The organism is Nocardiopsis sp. TSRI0078, from assembly GCF_001905145.1.
GTDB lineage: Bacteria > Actinomycetota > Actinomycetes > Streptosporangiales > Streptosporangiaceae > Nocardiopsis.
In genome coordinates this window covers 28,749-49,553 of record NZ_LWLB01000036.1, presented here as the reverse complement: position 1 = coordinate 49,553, position 20,805 = coordinate 28,749, and the positions used below count along the sequence as shown (strand labels likewise).

The following is a 20,805-nucleotide window of genomic DNA, read 5'->3' as shown; positions in this document are numbered from 1 at the left end:
CGATGCCCGTGTTGAGGGAAGGTGGAGAGGGGCAGGAAAAAGGGAGATTAAACGGGTGCGGGCCGCCACCCCCTCGGTGCGACCCGCGTTAGAGTTGCGGCGACACGGCCCGCGTCCCCACCACACGCACCGACGCCCCCATGGAAAGCGGAACCATGACCACGACGTCCGGACCTCCCGCGCGCCCTGGCCCCGACGACCCGCCTTCGGCCATCGACCCCGAGGACACGGAGGGGACCGCCGCACCCTCCGGGCGGGACGCCTCGGGCCTGTGCGACCAGGCCCAGGACCTCGCCTCGACCGGTCACCTCGAACGCGCGGCCAGGCTCTACCAGCAGGCCGTGGCGGCCAACCCCCACCCGAGCGTGCAGGCCCGCGCCCTGTTCGGCCTGGCCGTGGTCGAGGACCAGCGCGGCGACCTGCCCGCCGCGCGCGAGGCGGCCCGCCGCGCGCTGGCCACGGGGGACTCCCGGTACGCCCCGCGCGCCGCCTACCACCTCGCGCTCTCCTTGGAGCAGGACGGCGAGGCCGCCGAGGCCGAACACGTCTGGCGCCGCCTGCTCGACCTCGGCGGCCCGGCCTACACCGCGGTGGCCCACTACGGACTGGCCCGCGCCGCAGAGGAGCGCGGTGACGCCGAAGGCGCCGAGGAGCACTGGGAGGCGGCGCTGGCCCTGCCGCCCGACCCCGAGGCGCTCAGCCGCCTGCACGCCGCCACGGTCGTCGACGCCTCACGTGACCTGTCCGGGCGCCTGCTGGGCCGGGGACTGCCCGGCGCCGCCGCGGCGGCCGTCGAACGCGGGCTGTCGGTCGTGGACGACCCCGGCCTGCGCCTGCTGCGCGCCGCCGCCCACCTCGAACACGCCATCGCCGACGTCGGCGCGGTCGTCGACTCGGGAGGGGAGGCGGGCGGTGACCGGAACGCCCCAGCGCCCGAACCGGATACCTCGGCCGCCGCCGTGGAGCTCCTCGCGGGGCTGCTCGCCCTGCGCGGGGACCCCGTCGCGGCCGAACGGGCCTGGCGGACGGGCCTGGAGGGCCGGGACCCGGCCACCTCCGAGGAGGTGCGCCGACGGCTGCGCAGGGGCTTCGCCACACCGGTGGAGGAGGACGGCGAGGCCGGACCTCCGTGGTGGACCCCCTACCTGGAGGAGGCCGTGGCGACGGCGAGCGCGCCCGCCCTGGCGGGGGAGCTCTTCGCGGTCATCACCCGGATGCACGCCCTGCTGGCGGTACCGGTGGTGGAGGGCGAGTCGCATCCGGCCGCGCTGCGGGCCGCCATGGACCAAGCCCTGCGCACCCCGAGCGAACTGGTGTGGGGCCCCGGCGTGCACGCCGACTTCCGGCGCCGGCTGAGCGAGGCCACGGGCGGACGGGACGTGCTGCCGGAGGGCTGGCCCGAGGACGGGGGATGACCGTCGGCGCGCCGGTGTCCGGTCCCCGGGGCCGGACACCGGTCCGCCCGCTCGGTCAGGCGGCGACGCGGGGCCGGTGCGGGGCGACGGACGCCCCGTCGGGGAGCAGTTCACCGGTGTCGTCGAAGAGGACGACACCGTTGCAGAGCAGGCTCCAGCCCTGTTCTGGGTGGCTGGAGACGATCCGGGCCGCCTCGCGGTCGGTGTCCTCGGAGGACGGGCAGGGAGGTTCATGGCTGCACATGGCACTGGCCTTTCGGTCCACAGGTGCTCGTCGTTGAGCTGAGGCCAAGAGTAGTGGCTCACATCACATGCTTGTTGCGGTTTGGGGCGGACGGAAGGCCCCTGCGGCCGTCGTTCGCCCATCACCGGATGGAACACTCCCAGGTCAGCGAGGGTGCTCGCCCGTCCGGTCCCGGCCGGAAGGAATTCAGTACCCGCCGCGGGTACGGCGTGCCGCCGGGCGGCTGCGCATTCCGGCGCCCGCCAGGCCGCCGCGCTGGAAGGCCCGCACCAACTCGCCGCCCAGGTTGACCCCCGCGCCCAGCGCCAGGCCCACCATGACCGCCTCCGCCAGGCTGAGCAGGCCCGCCACCGCGCTGACCTCCAGGTTGTCGGTGTTCTGGGTGATCTGGATCAGTCCCCGGTACAGGATGCTTCCCGGCAGCAGCGGCGCGATCGACGGAACCAGGTAGGGCAGCACCGGCCTGCGCGTACGCCGCGCCAGCCAGTGGCCCACCATGCCCACCGCGACCGCGCCCGCGACCGTGCCCACCACGGGCGGCACGTACAGCAGGGAGCGCAGGCCCGCGTAGATCACCCAGATCATCACGCCGAGCGCGCCGATGGTGGGCAGCATCCGGGGCGGTACCGCGAGCGAGATCGCGAACGCCATCGCGATCCCGGCCGCGCCGACCAGGACCGGAAGCTCCAGGGAGGTGCCGGCCGAGGGCAGGCTGTCCAGGTCGATGCCCACGCCCAGGCGCCCCGCGGTGTAGGCGACCGCGCCCACACCCGAGACGATCGCGCCCAGGATGAAGAAGGTCTCCAGCAGGCGGGCCGCCGCGGACACGTAGGTGCCGCTGATCCCGTCCTGGAGGCTGGCGACCAGCGGGCGGCCGGGCAGCAGGGCCATGATGTTCCCCGTGATGATCGCCCCCGCCTGCAGCCCCAGGTCCAGTGTGCTGCTCACCCACAGCAGGGCCACGCCGATGGTCGCAGCGACGATCGCGGCCGCCGTCATCTGGTAGAACTCGGCGACACCGCGCTTGGCCAGGAACACCGCGGTGCGGTCGCCCAGCACGGTGGCCATGAACGCCACGGTCGCCACGATGAAGCCGCCGCCCATCATGAGGCCCGCGCTGGAGGCGATGAGGCCGAACCCGACGGCGATGAGCCAGTTCGGGTAGGGCATGCGGGCGCGCCGGATCTGCCTCAGGCGCGCGGCGGCGTCCTCCAGCTCCAGCAGTCCCAGCGCGGACTCCTGCACGAGGGTGTGCAGCTCGTTGACGCGGAAGTAGTCCAGGGTGCGGCGGCGCACCACCCGCTCGCCGGTGATCGGGTGGTGGTCGCCGCCGGGGTGGATGGACAGGGTGATCGTGGTGAAGGTGACCGAGACCTCCGAGCGGGGCAGGTCGAAGGCGATCGAGAGGCTCAGCATGGCCTCGCTGACGGCCTCGGTGCCCTCACCGCTGGCCAGCATCAGCTCGCCGACGCGCAGCACCAGGTCGATGGCGCGCGCGTCCGGGAGATCGACGTCCTCGTCCTCGTCGAGGCCGTCCGGGGTCAGCTCGCGTTCGTGCGCGGCCCGCCAGTCCCGCATCCTGCTGAGCAGGCGGTCCTCGCTCGGGGGTACGGGCCGCTCCCGCTTGCTTGGCATCCCTGTCTCCGTTCCCTCCCCGCCTGTACACCACGGTGGTCGGCGCGTTGATCAAACCCTTGAGGGGACGCGGCCCGAGGGGGCCGGGTTCGCCCGGAGCGGGGGGCGCCTCGGGTGAGTTCGATCACCGGGACATCCTGTCAAGCCCCGTGGTCCTCCGACAGCGACGCGCCGGGGACGCGGGGGCGGCCGTGGGCGGCCTCCGGGCCCCGCGGAGCGTCCTGCCCGGAAACGGGAGGACGTACCGCGGGGCGGGGCGGCGGCGCCCCGGGGGCGGTGCCCGGGCCGCGGTCCGGCGGTTCAGCGTGAGGGCGGTCCGGCGTCCTCGTCGAGCTGCCCCGGGCGGACCAGACCGTGCTCGTAGGCGTACACCACCGCCTGGACCCGGTCGCGCAGCCCCAGCTTGGTCAGGATGCTGCCCACGTGCGACTTGACGGTGGTCTCGCCCAGGACCAGGTGGGCGGCGATCTCGGCGTTGGACCACCCGCGCGCGAGCAGGCGCAGGACCTCGTGCTCGCGGGCGGTCAGGGGGTCCTCGCCGCCCTCGGCGTCGGGCGGGGCGGCGGGCAGGAGCGGGGCGAAGCGGTCCAGCAGGCGGCGCAGCACCGGTGGGGAGACGACCGCCGACCCGTCCGCGACCACCTCGACGGCCGACACGAGCTCGACGGGCGGCGCGTCCTTGAGGAGGAACCCGGCGGCGCCCGCGCGCAGCACCTCGACCGCGTACTCGTCCAGGTCGAAGGTGGTCAGGGCCAGTACCCGCACCCGGTGGTCCAGGGACCGCGCCCACGACACGATCCGGCGTGTGGCCTCGATGCCGTCCATCCCGGCCATGCGCACGTCCATGAGGACGACGTCGGGCAGCAGGCTCCGGACCGCGCGGACCGCCTCGCGGCCGTCGGAGGCCTCACCCACCACCGACAGGTGCGGGGCGGACTCCAGGATCATGCGGAAACCGGCACGGACGAGGGGCTGGTCGTCGACCAGCAGTACTGAGACGGGCACAGGAGTGATTGTGCCCTACACGGGGCCGGGCCCCGGCAGCACGCCCGGGGACGGGTTCAGGCCTCGGAGGCCGGACCCGGTCCCGGGGCGGGGGAGCGGACGGGCAGGGGCGGCGGGGTGCCGCCGAACTCCGGGCACAGCGCCTGGTGCTCGCACCAGCCGCAGAGCTTGCTCTTCCTGGGCTCCCAGACCCCGGCGCGCCCGGCGGCCTCGATCTGCGCCCAGATGTCGGAGATCTCCGCCTCGGCGGACCGCAGTTCGTCCTCGGTGGGGTCGTACCAGCGCACGGCGCCGTCGCCGCCGAGGTAGACGAGTTGGAGGCGGGTGGGGACGATACCGAGGTCGCGCCAGATCATCACCGCGTAGAAGAAGATCTGGAAGCGCGACTTGTCCTCGAAGCGGGGGTGGGGCGACTTGCCGGTCTTGTAGTCCACGATCCGGATCTGGCCGGAGGGGGCGACGTCGAGGCGGTCGACGTAGCCGCGCAGCCTGAGTCCGGTGGGCAGGGACACGTCCAGGCGCATCTCGCGGTCGCGGGGTTCCAGGGCGGCGGGGTTCTCCAGGTCGAAGTAGCGCTGGACCAGGGCGCGGGCCGACTCCAGCCAGGTGTCGCGCTCGGCCTCGTCGGCGAAGAGCTCCTCCAGTTCGGGCTTCCTCTCGCGCAGCTTCCTCCACTGGGGGTCGACGAGGCCGAGGGCGTTGCGCGGGGTGCGTGACTCGGCGGGCAGCTCGTACAGGCGCTCCAGGCAGGCGTGGACGAGGGTTCCGCGCAGGGCCGCCGCGCTGGGCGCCTCGGGGAGCCGGTCGATGGTGCGGAAGCGGAACAGCAGGGGGCACTGCAGGAAGTCGGAGGCCCGGGAGGGGGAGAGGGCGGACGGAAGGAGCGCGGTGGTCATGTGGTGAGCCTATGAGAAGGCCGTGACAAGGGGGAACCCTGTGGGAGGAGCTGTGGACTCCGGGGCGGGCGGCCGCGTACACGGGAGGGCGTGCCCGGTCGCGGGGGGTCCGCGGGGCGCGGCGGGAGGGCCGTAGGCTGGGGGTGTGACGACCGGTAGTGACCCATCAGCGCCCCGAGCCCGCAACCGTTCCGCGAAGCCGGGGTTGCTGATCGGCCGACCCTTCGGCATCCCCGTCCACGTGACGCCCTCGTGGCTGATCGTGGCGGTGCTGATCACCCTGGTCTACGGCGGCGTCGTCCAGGACCGCCTGGCACTGGGGCCCTCCGCCTACCTGCTGGCATTCGTCTTCGCCGTCCTGCTCTACGCCTCGGTCCTGGTGCACGAGCTCGCCCACTCGGTGGTCGCGCGCATGTACGGCCTTCCGGTCCGGCGCATCGTGCTGTACGTGCTGGGCGGGGTCTCCGAGATCGAACGCGAGGCGCCCACACCGGGCCGCGAGTTCTGGATCGCCTTCGCCGGCCCCCTGTTCTCCCTGCTCCTGGCGGCGTGCGGGTTCGGCCTGTACCTGCTGGCCGACCCGTTCAGCGTGGTCGGTGAGCTGCTGTTCCAGCTGTGGATCGCCAACCTGCTGGTGGGCGTGTTCAACCTGCTGCCGGGGCTCCCCCTGGACGGCGGTCGGCTGCTGCGCGCCGCGGTGTGGAAGGTGACCGGCAGGCCCTTCCTGGGAAGCGTGGCCGCCGCCTGGGGCGGTCGGGCGCTGGCCCTGGTGGTCGTGGCGCTGCCGTTCCTGCTGGCCTGGTCGGCGGGCGGCGGACCCAGTCCCTGGACCGTGGTCTGGGGACTGATCCTGGGGGGCTTCATGTGGATGGGCGCCACGGACGCGCTGCGGGCCGCCCGGATGCGTGAGCGGCTTCCCCGCCTGCGGGCCCGTGACCTGGCCCGGCAGGCGGTCACGGTGCTGGCCGACACCCCGCTCGCGGAGGCTCAGCGCCGGGCGGGTGAGGCGGGGGGCGTGGAGGTCGTGGTGACCGACTCCGACGGCACGGCGATCTCGATCGTGCATCCGGCGGCGGCCGAGGCGATCGCCGAGGAGCGCCGGGCGTGGGTTCCGGTGTCGAGTGTGGCACGTGCGGTCACCGAGCATTCACTGGTTCCGGTGGGGCTTGAGGGCGAGGAGCTGCTGAACACGCTCACCAGTCGTCCGCTGCCCGAGTACCTGGTGGTGGCGGAGGACGGCGGTGTGCGCGGGGTGCTGCGGGCCGCGGACGTGAACGCGGCGGTGTCGGGCCGAAGCTGAGGCCGCGGCTGCGGGGCCGGGCAGCGCGGTCCCCGGGGGCCGTCAGCGGCGGGCGCCCTCGGGCCACAGCACCGAGACCGGGCGGGAGAGCGAACGGGCGTAGGACACCACGTCGGCGGTGCCGCCGGGCCCCCGCGCGGGGCGGCCGTCCCAGACGGCCACGAGCTGGTCGCAGCGCCGCACGAGCAGCCTTCCGGCCTCCAGGTGCGCCTCGGGCGTGGACTCGGTGCGCGGTAACTCGTGGACGAGGACGGACTGTGCCAACAGGCGGTCGTAGACGGGGCGGTGTTCCTCCGGGAGCGCCTCCCGGTAGCCGGCGGCGGGGACGACCGCCTCCAGCGGCGCCCCGGCGGCCAGGACCGCCTCGGCGAAGACGGCGTCGGCGCCGTCGGCCAGGCAGGACAGGCCCACCATCTCGCAGCCGTACGGCTCCAGGTGCTCGAAGACCAGTGCGGCGACGGCGCTGCTCACCTCGGGGGCCAGGGCCCGGTGACCGGTGACTCCGATGCGGATCACGAAACCTCCCTCTCGGTCGCTTCGCGGCTCTTCTACCCGGAAGCGGCGATGCCGGTAACCAGGGACATGAGCTGTTCGTCCAGGTCGGCCGCACCGCGCGTGCGGCGCCCCGGATACCGGCGCCGAAAGGCGCGCACCCGTCCGATGACCCGCTCCGACCCGAACCGCATCCCCGTGGTCAGCGCCTCCCGGGCCAGGCGGAACGCCTCGTCCTCGTCGCCCGCCTCGGCGTGCGCCGAGGCCAGCTCCACCTGCAGCACGGCGGACTGCTTGACGTTGGCCGCCCTCGGGGTGAAGGCCTCGGTGAAGGCCCGGCGGGCGTCGTGCGGACGGCTCAGCCGCACACCCACCAGGGCCCGGTAGCCGGCGACCTTGGCCTCGTCGAAGGCGAACACCCACGGCCAGGGCGGGTCGGCGTTGGCCGACCGTGCCGCCTCCCTCTCGGCCCGGCCGATGGCACCGACGGCGGCCGGGCCGTCGCCGGCCCCGGCGTGCGCGAGCGCCTCCACGCAGGCGAGCCAGGCGCGGGCGGTGGGGTGCGCCGAGGGGCCCAGGAGGTGCTCGGCCTCCTGGACCAGCCCCAGGCCCAGCCGGGGGTCCTGCGCCGTGTCGGTCTCGAAGGCCGACAGGGAACCCAGCATGTACACGTCGAGCAGGCGTATGCCCGCTTGCCGGGCACGCACCACCGCCGTGCGGTAGTGCATGCGGGCCGATCCCGTGTCGCCCTGGTCGGCGTGCAGCCACGCGGCGAACCCCGAGGCCTCGCTGGCGGCCGCACTCAGCTCCGAGTGGAACGGTGTCCCGTGCGCCTGCGCAAGCATCTGCTCGGACAGATGCACGTGCGCCACCGCGCTGGGCAGCAGGTGTCGGGCGGGGGAGGTGGCGTCCATGCGGCGCTGGCCCCCGGTGATGGAACGCAGGGCGGAGGCGGTCGTCTCGTTGACGGAGCGGTGGCCCGCCGCCGGTGCGTGCGACGGCGCGGCGGTCGCGGGGACGGCGGTGGCGGTGAGCAGGGCACTCGCGGCGACCGCACGTCCGAAGTCGCGGCGTCTCGTGGTGTCCACCCCCTTCTCTGCGGGACCGGCCTGGGGCGGGCCACCGCCGAAACGCAGCAGGTGCAGCGGGATGTCCAGCCGCCGGGCGAGGTCGTGTACCTGGCTGATGGTCAGTGACTGCTGGCCGTTGACCACGCGAGAGACCCAGCTCTGGGAGTAGTCGATCGCGCGGGCGAGGTCGCCCTGGGACCATCCGCGTGCCGTGCGCACGCCCTCGATGACCGCGGCCATGTCACAGTTGGCCAGGGCGCTCGCCATGCGAGGCCGCATCCACAGGTCCGGTGGAAGAACGCCGTCTGGTTGGGGCATGAGCCTAGATTAGGGATTCCGGGCGGCCTCAGTGGCTATGTGTGAAAAAGAAGGGGCCATGCGGGATCCGCATAGACCCGCCCGCCCCCCTCTCCGGTGCGGCAGAGTGCAAGGGTCGTTGGTCCCGGAAGAGCCTGGGAGGGGAACCCGTGACCGTTGAGACCCCGTCTGTGGGAAGCCCGAGCCTGAGAGGCGCCGCCGGCGCCGCCGGGGCGGTGGACCGTGGGGAGCTGGCGGGCCTCGCCCTGCGGGGCCTGGCCGCGGAACTGCGTTCACGCGGGGTGGAGGTCCGTGAGGACGGCGCGTTCGGCGCCGTCGACGCCGGCCCCAGGGCCCGGCCCCAGCGCGCCCTGCTGCGGCCCCACCGGGGCGGCCTGTGGTGGTGGATGCGCTGGCCGGCCCAGGACGGGGTGCCACCGTCGCTGGCGGGAGTCCCCCTCTCGCCGGTCGCCAGGACCTCCGACGCGGCGCGGCGGATCGCGGGCGCCCTGTCCGTGTCCGGCGGCCGCACCTGAGCACGCGCGGGCCGACGGCCCGCGCTCGTGCGGGCGTGAGTGTCGTCCACGCCCGGAAGGCGGACGGGGCCCGGGTCCTCCCCGAAACCCAGTCTCCCTCTGCACGGGGCCGCCCGGCCCCGTCCGCCCTCCACCCGGTCGGTACCGTCCAGCGGTCCTGCTCCGCTCAGCCCCGTCGCGGCGTAGCGGGGCCCGCGGCCCCGCCGCCCGCCTCGCGGAACACCCCCGGGGTGATGCCGTAGTAGCGGCCGAACCACCGGGTCATATGGCTCTGGTCGGCGAACCCCGCCCGGGCGGAGGCCTCCGCCGGCGGCATCCCGGCCGCGATCAGGTCCCGGGCCCGCCGCAGCCTCAGCTGCCGTTGGTAGTCGCTGGGCGCCATCCCCCGCACCATGCGAAAGGCCCGGTACACCGCGAAGCGGCTCCGCCCCGCCGCCGACGACAGCTCCTCGGCCCCCACGTCCTCGGGGAACCTCTCCCGCAGGACGGCCTCCACCCGCGCCGCCACACGCCCCGCGTCCGGGTCCGAGACCCCCGACACCACCGGCCGCGCCGTCGCGCCGCGGCGCACCATCGACATCACCGCGCCGCTCAGGGCCTCGTCCACGGCCAGTGGGGAACGCCCCCGCGACAGCGCCGTGTGCAGTGCGCGCAGCGCCCCGGCCAGCGCCGGGTCGCGCACCACCGGATCGGTGAACAGCGGCAGTCCGGCCCGCCCCTCGGCGGCGTCCGCGAGCACCTCCCGCACCAGCTCCGGCCCGATGTGCACGATCCGGTAGGTGAACCCCGCCTCGCCGCCGGCGTGCCCGTCGTGCGGATCCTCGGGGTTGAACGCCAGCACCATCCCCGACGCGCTCGCGTGCGCGCCGCCCCGGCAGTTGAACGCCTGCACCCCCGACTCGGTCACCCCGAACGAGTAGGCGTCGTGGCTGTGCCGGTGGTAGGCGTGCCGCTCGAAGTGCGCGTGCATCGCCTCCAGTGGCCGCTCGGGCGATCTCCAGTACCTGGCCCAGTCCCGTGTCACCCCTCCATTGTCGGGCACCGCCGGCGCGCACCAGCGTTCAAGACCGCGGGGCCCCGGCCGCGCCACCATCGGCGCATGCGTTTCGACACCAAGATCGCCGTGGCCGTGCGCGAGGACCTGGCCGCGTGGCAGAAGCTCAACGTCACCGCCTTCCTCAGCAGCGGCATCGCCCACTCCCGTCCCGAGGCCATGGGCAAGCCCTACGAGGACGCGTCCGGCAACACCTACCTGCCGATGTTCCGCGAACCCGTCCTGGTCTACGCCGCCGACCCGCGCACCCTGGCCCGCACACTCGACCGCGCCCGCTCCAGGGACCTGCCCGCCGCTCTCTACACCGAGGAGCTGTTCGCGACCGGCAACGACGACGACAACCGGGCCGCCGTGCTCACCGTGGCCGCGGCCGACCTGAACCTGGTGGGCGTGGCCGTGCACGGCCCCAGGGGAGACGTCGACAAGGTGTTCAAAGGACTGCGCCTGCATCCCTGAGCCCGACCGGCGCCGTCCGGGCCGTGCGCCCCCTCAGACGGTCTCCGTCTCGGCGGCGGCCAGGGCGGCGCCGACGATCCCCGCTGTGTTGCGCAGCGACGCGGCCACGACGGGGGTCCGGATGTGCAGGAGGGGGAGGAACCTGTCCGCGTCGCGGCTCACCCCGCCGCCGACCACGATCAGGTCCGGCCACAGCAGGTCCTCCACCACCCGGTAGTAGCGGTGCAGCCGCTCGGTCGCCCACTCGCGGTACGACAGCCCCTCCTCGTCCTTGGCCGCGGACGAGGCCCGCGTCTCCGCGTCGTGGCCGTCGATCTCCAGGTGCCCGAACTCGGTGTTGGGCACCAGCCGCCCGTCCACCACCAGGGCGGAGCCGATCCCCGTGCCCAGGGTCGTCATCAGCACCACCCCCGACACCCCCTTGGCGGCGCCGTACCGGGTCTCCGCCACGGCCGCGGCGTCGGCGTCGTTGAGGACGCGGACCGCATGGCCGGTGGCCTCGCCGAAGAGCGTCCGCGCGTCGGTGCCGATCCAGCTCTTGTCCAGGTTGGCGGCGGTGCGCACCACGCCCTGCTGCACCACGCCGGGGAAGGTGATGCCCACGGGCGCCCCCGCCGTCTCCGGGAAGTGCTCGGAGATCTCGTGCACGATCTCGGCCACCGCCGCGGGGGCGGAGCGCTCGGGCGTGAGGACCTTCTTGCGCTCCTTGAGGAACTCGCCGGTGGTCAGGTCGACCGGCGCTCCCTTGATCCCGCTGCCGCCGATGTCGATTCCCAGCCCCGTGGTCAGCTGTGACATGGGTATGTCGTCTCCCGTGGTCCTCGTGTGGTGGATGGGCGTCGTCAGGGCCCCGCAGGCTGAATCCTGCCCCGAAGGGCGGCTCTTCGCACGTGCCGCCGCGGTCAGGGCCGACGCGTCGGCCGCGGCCGTCCCGCCTTCGCGCCCCGCCCGCCCGTTCGCCGCGGTACCGGGAGGCCGATACGCTGGGCGATCGCCCTGCCAACCGATAGCGATGTGGAAGACGAGAGCGACGTTGACCGGTATCCATGGCCGCCGCGGCCCCTTCACCGACGGCGACACCGTGCAGTTGACCGACCCCAAGGGTCGCATGCACACGACCACACTCCGCGAAGGCGGCGCCTTCCACTCGCACAAGGGCAAGGTCGACCACGACGACCTCATCGGACAGCCCGAGGGCAGCGTGGTCCGCTCCAACACCGGCACGGCCTACGTGGCGCTGCGCCCCCTGCTGATCGACTACACCCTGTCGATGAAGCGCGGCGCGACCATCGTCTACCCCAAGGACGCCGCCCAGGTGCTCGTCGAGGCCGACATCTTCCCGGGCGCGCGCGTGGTGGAGGCCGGGGCGGGCTCCGGCGCCATGTCCAACTGGCTGCTGCGCGCGGTGGGCGAGCAGGGCATGGTGCACTCCTACGAGCGCCGCGCCGACTTCGCCGAGATCGCCCGCAAGAACGTGGAGCGCTTCCACGGCGGCCCGCACCCGGCCTGGCGGCTCACGGTCGGCGACCTGGTCGAGGAGCTGGACGAGACCGACGTCGACCGCGTCTTCCTGGACATGCTCGCCCCCTGGGAGTGCCTGGACGCGGTCGCCCGGGCCCTCATTCCCGGCGGCCTGGTGTGCTGCTACGTCGCCACCACCACCCAGCTCTCGCGCGTGGTGGAGGAGTTGCGCGAGGACGCCCGCTTCTACGAGCCGCGCTCGTGGGAGACCATGCTGCGGACCTGGCACGTGGAGGGCCTGGCGGTACGCCCGGACCACCGCATGATCGGGCACACCGGATTCCTGGTGGTCGCACGCCGCCTGGCCGACGGGGTCGAGGCCCCCGACCGCCGCCGCCGTCCGGCCAAGGGCGCCTACGGCAAGGACTTCACCGCCGCGCGGGACCGGGACCGGAGCGGTACGGCCGGCGGGCCGCCGGAGCAGGCTCCGGCCGGGGAGGCCGGGGACGCGGCCACCGGAGCGAGGGCTCCCGGGGCGGTCGAGGCGGCTCCCGAGGCTCCGGGGGGTTCCGCCCCCTCCGCCGAGGAGTAGGCGGCGCCCGGCTTCCTTCCTCTGAGCCCGCCCGCGCACACCGGCCGCCGCGGACACCCTCCGCACGGCCCCGCAGATCCTGCCCGGGCGGGCTCTCGCGTACCCGGACAAGCCCGCTGACGTGCGCCGGGAAGCGTCGCCGCAGGCATGGACCGCTTGCCCCGCGACGGGCGCGGAGGTTACTTTCTCATTACGTCGGGTCATCCGGTAGCACTCTGACCTGTGACGACGCAAGACTCGGGAATGAGGCCTACGACACTCGTCCTCCTCGGGAGGTTAGGAATCGGGCGAGGGTAGGTAGGCTCCGATGTAGTTCCTCATAGGGAGGTGGCGGACGTGGCCGAGCGCGACGACGAGCGTCAGAGCGACCAGGACCGTGAAGTCGCAGAACTCACGGCCCAGGTCTCCTACATGGAAAAGGAACTCAGCGTGGTCCGGCGTAAGCTCGCTGATTCGCCCCGGCATGTACGCCTGTTGGAGGAGCGGCTACGGGAGGCACAGGCCAACCTCGCCGCCGCCAACGGTCAGAACGAACGGCTCGTCTCCACTTTGAAGGAGGCGCGCGAGCAGATCGTGGCGCTCAAGGAGGAGGTCGACCGGCTGGCCCAGCCGCCCTCCGGCTTCGGCGTCTACCTCGGATCGCGCGAGGACGAGACCGTTGAGATCTTCACCAACGGCCGCAAGATGCGGGTCAACGTCAGTCCCTCCGTGGACGTGGACAGCCTGCGGCCCGGCCAGGAGGTCATGCTCAACGAGGCCTTCAACGTCGTCGAGGTGGAGTCCTTCGAGACCGTCGGCGAGGTCGTCATGCTCAAGGAGCTCCTTGAGGACGGCGAGCGCGCCCTGGTGATCTCCCACCACGACGAGGAGCGGATCGTGCGGCTGGCCGAGCCGCTGCGCGAGGAGCCGGTCCGCGCCGGGGACTCGCTGCTGCTGGAGCCGCGCTCGGGATACGTGTACGAGCGCATTCCCAAGTCCGAGGTCGAGGAGCTCATCCTCGAAGAGGTCCCCGACATCGCCTACACCGACATCGGCGGCCTGTCCGGGCAGATCGAGATGATCCGCGACGCGGTCGAACTCCCCTACCTCTACAAGGAGCTGTTCTACGAGCACCAGCTGCGCCCGCCCAAGGGCGTGCTGCTCTACGGCCCGCCCGGGTGCGGTAAGACGCTCATCGCCAAGGCGGTCGCCAACTCCCTGGCCAAGCAGGTGGCCGAGCGCACCGGCCGCGACGTCGGCAAGAGCTTCTTCCTCAACATCAAGGGACCGGAGCTGCTCAACAAGTACGTGGGTGAGACCGAGCGCCACATCCGCCTGGTCTTCCAGCGCGCACGTGAGAAGGCCTCCGAGGGCACCCCGGTCATCGTCTTCTTCGACGAGATGGACTCGATCTTCCGCACCCGCGGCTCGGGTGTGTCCTCCGACGTGGAGAACACGATCGTGCCCCAGCTCCTCAGCGAGATCGACGGTGTCGAGGGCCTGGAGAACGTCATCGTCATCGGCGCCTCCAACCGCGAGGACATGATCGACCCGGCGATCCTGCGGCCCGGCCGCCTGGACGTCAAGATCAAGATCGAGCGGCCCGACGCCGAGGCGGCACGGGACATCTTCGGCAAGTACATCACCCCCGACCTGCCCCTGCACGACGAGGACCTCGCCGAGCACGGCGGCTCCGCCAAGGCCACGGTGGACGCCATGATCCAGCGGGTCGTGGAGCGGATGTACACCGAGGGGGAGGAGAACCGCTTCCTGGAGGTCACCTACGCCAACGGAGACAAGGAGGTCCTGTACTTCAAGGACTTCAACTCCGGCGCGATGATCGAGAACATCGTCTCGCGGGCCAAGAAGATGGCCATCAAGGACTTCATCGACCACAAGGCCAAGGGCATCAGGGTCTCGCACCTGCTGCAGGCCTGTGTGGACGAGTTCAGCGAGAACGAGGACCTGCCCAACACCACCAACCCCGACGACTGGGCGCGGATCTCCGGAAAGAAGGGCGAGCGCATCGTCTACATCCGGACCCTGGTGACCGGCAAGAAGGGCGCGGACTCCGGGCGGAGCATCGACACGGTGCCCAACACCGGCCAGTACCTGTAGAAACGCATCCTGAGAGCACCTGTGGGGGGCCGACCGGACTTTCCGGTCGGCCCCTTCCCGTGCCGGCTGTTTCCGGATCCCGTGTCAGCAGGATGTCAGCACTTCTCCGGGGCCGGGCGGCTCGGGTGGAGCCTCCGTCGACCGCTGGGTGATCACCAAGGGTGACGACCGAGAGTTGGTACGGGATCGCGAACAGGGGCGGAAGCTATCCCGATGGACGCCTGGGCGGATGTGTGCCGCGTGGACGGACCCGGGATCGCGACCGGTCGGGCAGCAAACTACCACCGGCCCATGGCTGCCCAGGGTCCGAAGCGGGTCGAGAAGCCCTCGAAGAACCGCCAGACCCAAAGCCGCAGGGTGCCTGGAGGTATGGCGTGGGCGGGCCCGTCCGCCCACGCCACGAGAGGCCCTCCAAACGCCGGGGCCGCGCTGGTCTGACACGGCTTCCGCCCCTGCCCGTGCAGCGCTTGTCCACGGCCAAGGGGAGGTGGACAGGCTCTGGCGTGAACCATGACCGTTGGCTCGGGCAGCTCATCATGAGGTCTGGCCCGCGGTCAGAGAGCCTGATCCCCCAAGGCGGTACGGCTCTCTCCTTGCTTCTTAGCCAGAATTTATATTCACTGGCCAAGCTGTTGAAGCGCGCGTTCGGTTCAAATAAAAATTAACCAGGAAGTTTCGTTCGGTGCATGGTGGCTGGAGGCGCCTTGTCTGCGTGTGGTGTCGTTGAGCAGGAAAAACCGGTCGCTGTGCCTCGTGGGAGCACAGAAGCGGTCCATGAGGTGCAGCGGTTTTTCGTATGCTCTTCTTTGGTGGCCATGGGTGCGCATTGGGCTGGTGCTTGCCGTGTGGCAACAAAAATTTCTCCCCGGGGCTTTTGAAGTCATTTCTGAGGGAATGTACTCCCTGCACCACGATCACCCCCCACCGGACCACAGTCTCCTACGCGACCGACAGCGCGACCGTGCCGTCGGCTCACTGCCGTCCAGGCAGACATCAGGTACCAAGCAGGACATGACATCGGGGGTTGCTCTTGTCTACTACCGTTTCCCACGCGTCACATCAGGCATCTGATCACACACCCGTCATCCCCAGACCACGCAGACCGGTCCTGAATGAGGGCTCCTCGGCCGAGGAGCTCCTGTCCGCGCTCGGCCGCCTGGAGGACGGGGACCCCCAGGCGGCCAGACTGCGTGAACGGGTCGTTCTCCTCTACCAGCCGCTGGTCAACAAGGTTGCGCGCCGCTACGGCGGCCGTGGTGAACCGCTGGACGATCTGAAGCAGAGCGCCATGGTCGGCCTGATCAAGGCCATCCACGGCTACGACCCCGGCCGCGGCAAGCCCTTCATCTCCTACCTGCTGCCCACGGTCACCGGCGAGATCAAACGCCACTTCCGCGACCACACCTGGGCCGTGCGCGTACCCCGGCGCCACCAAGAGAACCGGACGAACCTACGACGCGTGATCGGTGATTTCCAACAGGCCCACGCGCGCACGCCCAGTATCCGCGAGCTCGCGGAAGAGATGGGACTGTCCGAGCCCGAGGTCAGTGAGCTCATCCAGGTCTCGGAGCTCTACCGCTCCCTGTCACTGGACGCCCCGGACGCCTCCGGTGCCGACGGTGAGGATGGTTCTCGGCTGGAAGACCACCTGGGCAGCGAGGACGGGGAGCTGGAACTGGTGGTTCAGCGCGAGTCGCTCAAGCCCGCCCTGACCCGCCTGCCCGCGCGCGAGCGAGAAATCCTCAAGCTGCGCTTCTTCGGCGACCACACCCAGTCCGAGATCGCCAACCGCCTCGGCTACTCCCAGATGCACGTGTCCCGACTCCTCAACGGCGTCCTGGAGCAGTTGCGCGAGGAGATGGGTCAGGCAACGCCCGCTCACAGGTGAGGTGCACGGCGTTTCCTGAGGACGCCACGGGGGCCGTCCTCAGGTGGGAGACCTCCAAGTGCCCCTTAGGGCGTTGCGGTCAGCGGCGGTGGCCGTGGGCCACCATCCCTTTGTGCATGCCGTCCGGTGATCGAATGCTGCTCAGTCATCTCCGTTGCCGCCACGCGGCCGGTCGTCCATATCCTTGGCGCGTGTGCGGGAGGCCCGCCGTGGGTGGTCAGCGTGGATGGTGGAACGGTTGGACGAGGACGGAATCTCCGGTAGGGAAGCTTCGCTGGCGACCTCGGAACGCCTGCACGCGCTGGAGCGCACCGGGCTGGGCGCGGAGTCGGACGAGGGCATGGAGCGCTTCGCGCGTCTGGCCGCGCACCTGCTCGGGGCCCCGGTGGCGTTGGTCGCGCTGCTGGGGGAGGGCCGCCTGCTCTTCCCCGGTATGGTGGGTCTGGAGGGACCGTGGGCCTTCTCCCGTCAGAGCCCGCTGTCACACGCGCTGTGCCACCGCCTGGCGGTCTCCGCTGAGCCGATCGTGTGCGACGACGTGCGGCCCTTTTCCCTCGCCCACGCCTCCAGTGCCATCGACGGCCTGGGGATGGCGGCCTATGCGGGGGTGCCGCTGACCGACGATCGGGGCAACGTACTGGGCGTCCTGAGCGCGATCGACACCGCGCCGCGCGCCTGGAGCGACCGGGACCGCCAGGCACTGTGCGACCTGGCCCTGGCCTGTCGCGGGGAGCTGCGCCTGCGCATCCTCACGCACACCGCCCACAAGGTCCGCGGCCGGGCTCAGCGCGCCTTCGAGCGCTCCCAGCTGTTGCTGCGCGCCGCCGACGACCTCGCCGACACCACCGGTCTGGCCCAGGTGCGGCGCACTGTCAAGGACCTGCTCACCAGCGACCTCGAACCCGCCTACGTGGGGCTGGTCCTGGTCGAGGGCGAGCGGATGCGCCGCGTCATCGACACCGAGTACCCCTCCAGCATGGACATGGCCTACGAGGAGTACGAACTAAGTAGCGCCTGGCCCACGGCACAGGCGGTGCGCACCGACACCCTCGTGGAAGTGCCCGACACCGACGCGCTGCAGGGCTACAGCCCGCAGGCGCGGGCCGCGTTCTCCCTCCTGGGGCTGTCCAGCGCGGTGTGTGTTCCGCTGCCCGGCACGCGCGTGCCCCTGGGTGCGCTCGTACTGGGGTGGGACAGCGCCCACGAGACCGACCTCGTGGAGCGCGCGATGCTGCGCTCCTTGGCCGGCTACACCGCCCGCGCGGTGGAGCGGGCGGTGTTCGTGGACCGTCGCGTACAGACCGCCCAGGCGATGCAGCAGGCCATGCTCACCGACCTCCCTCACATTCCCGGCCTGGAGATCGCCGCGCTCTATCGCCCCGCGGCCCAGGAGGACATGGTGGGCGGTGACTGGTACGACGCCTACCCCCTGCCCGACGAAGGCGGCAACGGGGCGGTGGCGCTCACCGTCGGTGACATCACCGGCCACGACATCCACGCGGCCACACTCATGGGACAGGTGCGCAGTATGCTGCGCCAAGCCGATATGGACTACTCCGGGCACGGACCCGCGCGGGTGATCGCGGCTTTCGAGCGTGCCAACCGGGAACTGGACGTCGACGCCAGCGGCACGGTGCTGCACGCCCACCTGCGCCCACGGCCGGAGGGCTGGCTGTTGAGCTGGACCAACGCTGGCCACATGGTGCCCCTGATCGCCAAGGAAGCAGGGAGCGCCGAGCAGCTGACCGAGCACGACCTGCTCATCCACCCCGACGTCCCGGACTGGCCGCGCACCGACCATCAGCGGCTGCTGGAGCCGGGCAGCACGCTGTTGCTGTTCACCGACGGGCTGGTCGAGCGCCGGGGCCAGGACCTGGACGCGGCCGTCTTCCACACCGCGTGCATGCTCGCGGCTGGAACCCGAGAGCCGCTGCCCGCTCTGCTGGGAGCGATCGCCGACGAGGTCGCCGGGGACGCGCACGACGACGACGTCGTCCTGCTGGTGGTGCGGTTGGCCGACGGGGCGGCAGCCTAGGACTCGACAGCCGACCACCGGCCTACGGAACTGAGCTCTAACGAGTTGGTGCGTGATAGCGGGTGAGGCGTGATGGCCCCGTCTGCCTTGCGTCTCAGATGTTCGCGGTGCGGTCGGAGGCCGATCCGGCGATGGACCGATAGGCGGCCGGAAGGTTCTCGCGTCGGTGGGTCCACCGGGTCAGTTGCCTCCAGCGCTTGCGGTCGGCCAGGGCGTGTTCGACGGTGACGCGGTTTGAGGAGTGCGCGTGACGGTGGTATTCCCACCGCTCATGGACATCCGGTAGTGCGCTCTTGTTCGGTTCACGCGGTGGGGTGCGGAACCGGTCGGGGCGGTCGCGCCGCAGGCCGAGGCAACCGTTGTCCAGCAGCACCTCTGCCTGCGGGAAATACCGGGAGCAGGAGTCGATGCCTCCGGTACGGACCTCGGTGGCGTCCAACCGCAGCTCCACATCCTCGTCCTGGGCGTAGGCGAAAGGCGTCCTCCAAGGTGCGCAGACGAAGCCCTGGCCGACCGGGAACCGCACATCCGCGTTCGGCCAACAGAGCGCGGATCCGACCGACAGCCCGTGTGAGGAGTGGAGCGGTCCACCCCGTACAGCAGACCCAGGGCCGCGTGCGGCAGGTCGTGGCGCAGAGGGATCAGATCGGCACGGGTATTACAGCCCCGACGGTCGACATTAACCCCATGCGGAGACAGCGAGCGGCTGTAGCCCTGCGGGTTCCCTTTGGCCACGGGTGGGGCAGCGGCGGCCTCGGCGAAGGGACCGCCTCGGCTGCGCGGGCGGTTACGGAGGCCAGGTCGGTCGAACAAGACGACAGACAAGAGCGGTTACGAACAGATGCGCTTGGTGCGTGGCGGCAAGGGGACCTCTCGCCGTCTGTTGAGATGGGCGATCTGCTCGTACTGACTGCCTCGTTTGCATTCGAGCCCAGGTCACGGGCAGGAAGGACGCGGACTCCGGGCGGAGCATCGACACGGTGCCCGGCATCGGCCAGTGCCTGTGACGACGCACCCGGGAGGGCCGAACGGCGTCGCCGGTCGGCCCCCTCCCATGGCGGCTGCTCCGGCCCCGACCACCCGCGCGAAGCCCACGGGAACGGCACACCCGCAGGTCAGCCGGGAGAAGGGCTGAAGTAGATTGTGGGGAGCCTCCCCCGTTCCCCGCGACCGCGCGGCCCGCCGCGCGCTGACGTTCCTGGCGGTGCCGCTCCTGGCCCTTCTCGCGGTGCTCTCCGCCTCCCCCGCCCACGCCGGTCCCGAGGACCCCTCCGGGGGCGAGGTGAGCGACGCCGAGTACTTCGCCGGGCTCCTGGAGCAGCGGCCCGCAGGCGAGGCGGTCCTCGTCCACGACTCGCTCGCGGACGAGTACCACCTGGCGGAGCTGGAGCGGAGCCTGAGCGATTCGTTCGGCCGACTGGACGTGTCGTACCACGTCGTGGCCACCGCCGTCCCGGAGGACGCGACCTGGGGCTGAAGACCAGCAACGGTCCGGCCGTACTGGGTGAGACCACCGCGGCCGCCGCCGGTCTGACGGTGACGGTGTGGCTGCTCCTCACCCTGGTCCGCTCCGGCAGGCGCCATCGGGCCACCGCGGTGGGGCTCACCGGAAGGCCGCCCGGGGACCGGGCCCTGATGGTGGGCACGACCCTGGTCCTCGTCGCGGGGACCGCCACCGTGGCCGCGTCCCTGGTCCACCTCAACACCGCGACCCTGCCCCGGGAGGAGCGGCAGGTGGGACCGTCCCCGCCCTCCGTCGCCTCCACGGTCCGGGTCGAGCGGGTCGCCGCGCAGCTGCGGGACGAGCCCCTGTACGTGGACCCCCTGGCGGGGGAGAGCGCGAAGGCGCTGTCCGGGATCGCCGAACGCGTGGCCGGTGCCGAGCCGCCGGTCTACACCGCGGTGCTTCCCATGAGCCGGTCCGACGAGTCCGGCGGCGATCCCGAGGTCTTCGCGCACGCACTCCACCACGTCATGGACGAGGAGGGCGTCTTCGTCGTCGTGGACAGCGCGGCCGGAACCGATCCCGAGGTGCAGGCGGCCCTGTTCGGAGTGGCCTTCCCCGAGGACGCCGGACTGTACCCCCTGACGGGCGTGACCGGAACCCGGTTCGACCGCACGGCCGCACAGGCCCTGGACCAGGTGCTGGACGAGCTGGAGAAGTTGGTGGCCGATCCGGAGGGGGAGCCACAGGTACCGAGCGGGATCGACTTCGGCGCCGACCCGGCCCCCGAGCCCTCGCGGTGGTCCCAGTTCGTCTCCGGGGACTTCGGCAAGGCGCTGTTCGCGGTCGGCCCCGTCTTCGGCCTGGTGGTCCTCGGGCTGGTGTAGG

At 71.9% G+C, this 20,805-nt stretch carries 19 protein-coding genes; 10 read left to right on the top strand and 9 right to left on the bottom strand.

The window, feature by feature from the left end; genetic code table 11:
• The first annotated feature begins 155 nt into the window (after positions 1 to 155).
• Positions 156 to 1,415, top strand: coding sequence for a tetratricopeptide repeat protein (locus tag A6A08_RS24890; protein WP_073705085.1), 1,260 nt, complete (start codon positions 156 to 158; stop codon positions 1,413 to 1,415).
• Between the two features lie 55 nt (positions 1,416 to 1,470).
• On the opposite strand, the gene A6A08_RS24885 is transcribed toward A6A08_RS24890, so the two are convergent.
• The 4 genes from A6A08_RS24885 to A6A08_RS24870 form a co-directional block, all read right to left on the bottom strand.
• Positions 1,471 to 1,659, bottom strand: a complete 189-nt coding sequence (locus A6A08_RS24885; RefSeq protein ID WP_073705084.1) for a DUF5999 family protein — start codon at positions 1,657 to 1,659, stop codon at positions 1,471 to 1,473.
• A 186-nt stretch (positions 1,660 to 1,845) separates the two neighbouring features.
• The gene (locus A6A08_RS24880) at positions 1,846 to 3,294 is read right to left on the bottom strand and encodes a threonine/serine exporter ThrE family protein (protein WP_242422882.1); all 1,449 of its coding nucleotides are present in this window, start codon (positions 3,292 to 3,294) and stop codon (positions 1,846 to 1,848) included.
• A gap of 300 nt (positions 3,295 to 3,594) precedes the next feature.
• Positions 3,595 to 4,299: a response regulator transcription factor gene (locus A6A08_RS24875; RefSeq protein WP_073705083.1), complete on the bottom strand. Its 705-nt coding sequence runs from the start codon at positions 4,297 to 4,299 to the stop codon at positions 3,595 to 3,597.
• Positions 4,300 to 4,355: 56 nt separating this feature from the next.
• Positions 4,356 to 5,195 carry a RecB family exonuclease gene (locus A6A08_RS24870; protein ID WP_073705082.1) on the bottom strand — a complete coding sequence of 280 codons (840 nt, stop codon included), beginning with the start codon at positions 5,193 to 5,195 and terminating at the stop codon, positions 4,356 to 4,358.
• A 205-nt stretch (positions 5,196 to 5,400) separates the two neighbouring features.
• On the opposite strand from A6A08_RS24870, the gene A6A08_RS24865 reads away from it, so the two are divergent.
• A complete protein-coding gene (locus tag A6A08_RS24865; protein ID WP_242422876.1) occupies positions 5,401 to 6,495 on the top strand; it encodes a site-2 protease family protein in 1,095 nt (364 codons plus the stop codon).
• A gap of 42 nt (positions 6,496 to 6,537) precedes the next feature.
• Here the strand turns inward: A6A08_RS24865 and A6A08_RS24860 are convergent, their stop codons facing one another.
• Together A6A08_RS24860 and A6A08_RS24855 are read right to left on the bottom strand one after the other, a co-directional pair.
• A complete protein-coding gene (locus tag A6A08_RS24860; protein ID WP_073705081.1) occupies positions 6,538 to 7,011 on the bottom strand; it encodes a hypothetical protein in 474 nt (157 codons plus the stop codon).
• A 32-nt stretch (positions 7,012 to 7,043) separates the two neighbouring features.
• A complete protein-coding gene (locus tag A6A08_RS24855) occupies positions 7,044 to 8,324 on the bottom strand; it encodes a helix-turn-helix transcriptional regulator (protein WP_083609268.1) in 1,281 nt (426 codons plus the stop codon).
• 200 nt (positions 8,325 to 8,524) lie between these two features.
• Here A6A08_RS24855 and A6A08_RS24850 point away from each other — a divergent pair, with 200 nt between their 5' ends.
• A complete protein-coding gene (locus A6A08_RS24850; protein WP_083609267.1) occupies positions 8,525 to 8,890 on the top strand; it encodes a hypothetical protein in 366 nt (121 codons plus the stop codon).
• A 166-nt stretch (positions 8,891 to 9,056) separates the two neighbouring features.
• Here A6A08_RS24850 and A6A08_RS24845 read toward each other — a convergent pair whose 3' ends face one another.
• Complete coding sequence (locus tag A6A08_RS24845; protein ID WP_242422874.1) at positions 9,057 to 9,914, bottom strand: AraC family transcriptional regulator; 858 nt, start codon at positions 9,912 to 9,914, stop codon at positions 9,057 to 9,059.
• 75 nt (positions 9,915 to 9,989) lie between these two features.
• Between A6A08_RS24845 and A6A08_RS24840 the strand changes: the two genes are divergently transcribed.
• Positions 9,990 to 10,400, top strand: a complete 411-nt coding sequence (locus A6A08_RS24840; protein ID WP_073705078.1) for a DUF2000 domain-containing protein — start codon at positions 9,990 to 9,992, stop codon at positions 10,398 to 10,400.
• A 33-nt stretch (positions 10,401 to 10,433) separates the two neighbouring features.
• Here A6A08_RS24840 and ppgK read toward each other — a convergent pair whose 3' ends face one another.
• Entirely contained in the window at positions 10,434 to 11,198 is a 765-nt protein-coding gene (gene ppgK, locus A6A08_RS24835; protein ID WP_073705077.1) for a polyphosphate--glucose phosphotransferase, read from the bottom strand.
• 235 nt (positions 11,199 to 11,433) lie between these two features.
• On the opposite strand from ppgK, the gene A6A08_RS24830 reads away from it, so the two are divergent.
• From A6A08_RS24830 to A6A08_RS24815, 4 genes are all read left to right on the top strand, one after another.
• Positions 11,434 to 12,453, top strand: a complete 1,020-nt coding sequence (locus A6A08_RS24830) for a tRNA (adenine-N1)-methyltransferase (protein ID WP_073705076.1) — start codon at positions 11,434 to 11,436, stop codon at positions 12,451 to 12,453.
• A gap of 327 nt (positions 12,454 to 12,780) precedes the next feature.
• Entirely contained in the window at positions 12,781 to 14,550 is a 1,770-nt protein-coding gene (gene arc, locus A6A08_RS24825; protein WP_083609266.1) for a proteasome ATPase, read from the top strand.
• 1,030 nt (positions 14,551 to 15,580) lie between these two features.
• Positions 15,581 to 16,438 carry a SigB/SigF/SigG family RNA polymerase sigma factor gene (locus A6A08_RS24820; protein WP_073705075.1) on the top strand — a complete coding sequence of 286 codons (858 nt, stop codon included), beginning with the start codon at positions 15,581 to 15,583 and terminating at the stop codon, positions 16,436 to 16,438.
• Positions 16,439 to 16,664: 226 nt separating this feature from the next.
• Positions 16,665 to 18,473, top strand: coding sequence for a GAF domain-containing SpoIIE family protein phosphatase (locus A6A08_RS24815; RefSeq protein ID WP_073705074.1), 1,809 nt, complete (start codon positions 16,665 to 16,667; stop codon positions 18,471 to 18,473).
• Between the two features lie 94 nt (positions 18,474 to 18,567).
• Here A6A08_RS24815 and A6A08_RS24810 read toward each other — a convergent pair whose 3' ends face one another.
• A complete protein-coding gene (locus tag A6A08_RS24810) occupies positions 18,568 to 18,912 on the bottom strand; it encodes a hypothetical protein (protein ID WP_206780080.1) in 345 nt (114 codons plus the stop codon).
• A 702-nt stretch (positions 18,913 to 19,614) separates the two neighbouring features.
• Between A6A08_RS24810 and A6A08_RS28355 the strand changes: the two genes are divergently transcribed.
• Entirely contained in the window at positions 19,615 to 19,950 is a 336-nt protein-coding gene (locus A6A08_RS28355; protein ID WP_073705073.1) for a hypothetical protein, read from the top strand.
• A gap of 59 nt (positions 19,951 to 20,009) precedes the next feature.
• On the top strand, positions 20,010 to 20,804 hold the full coding sequence (locus A6A08_RS28350; protein WP_073705072.1) for a hypothetical protein: 795 nt from the start codon (positions 20,010 to 20,012) through the stop codon (positions 20,802 to 20,804).
• The last annotated feature ends 1 nt before the right edge of the window (position 20,805 follow it).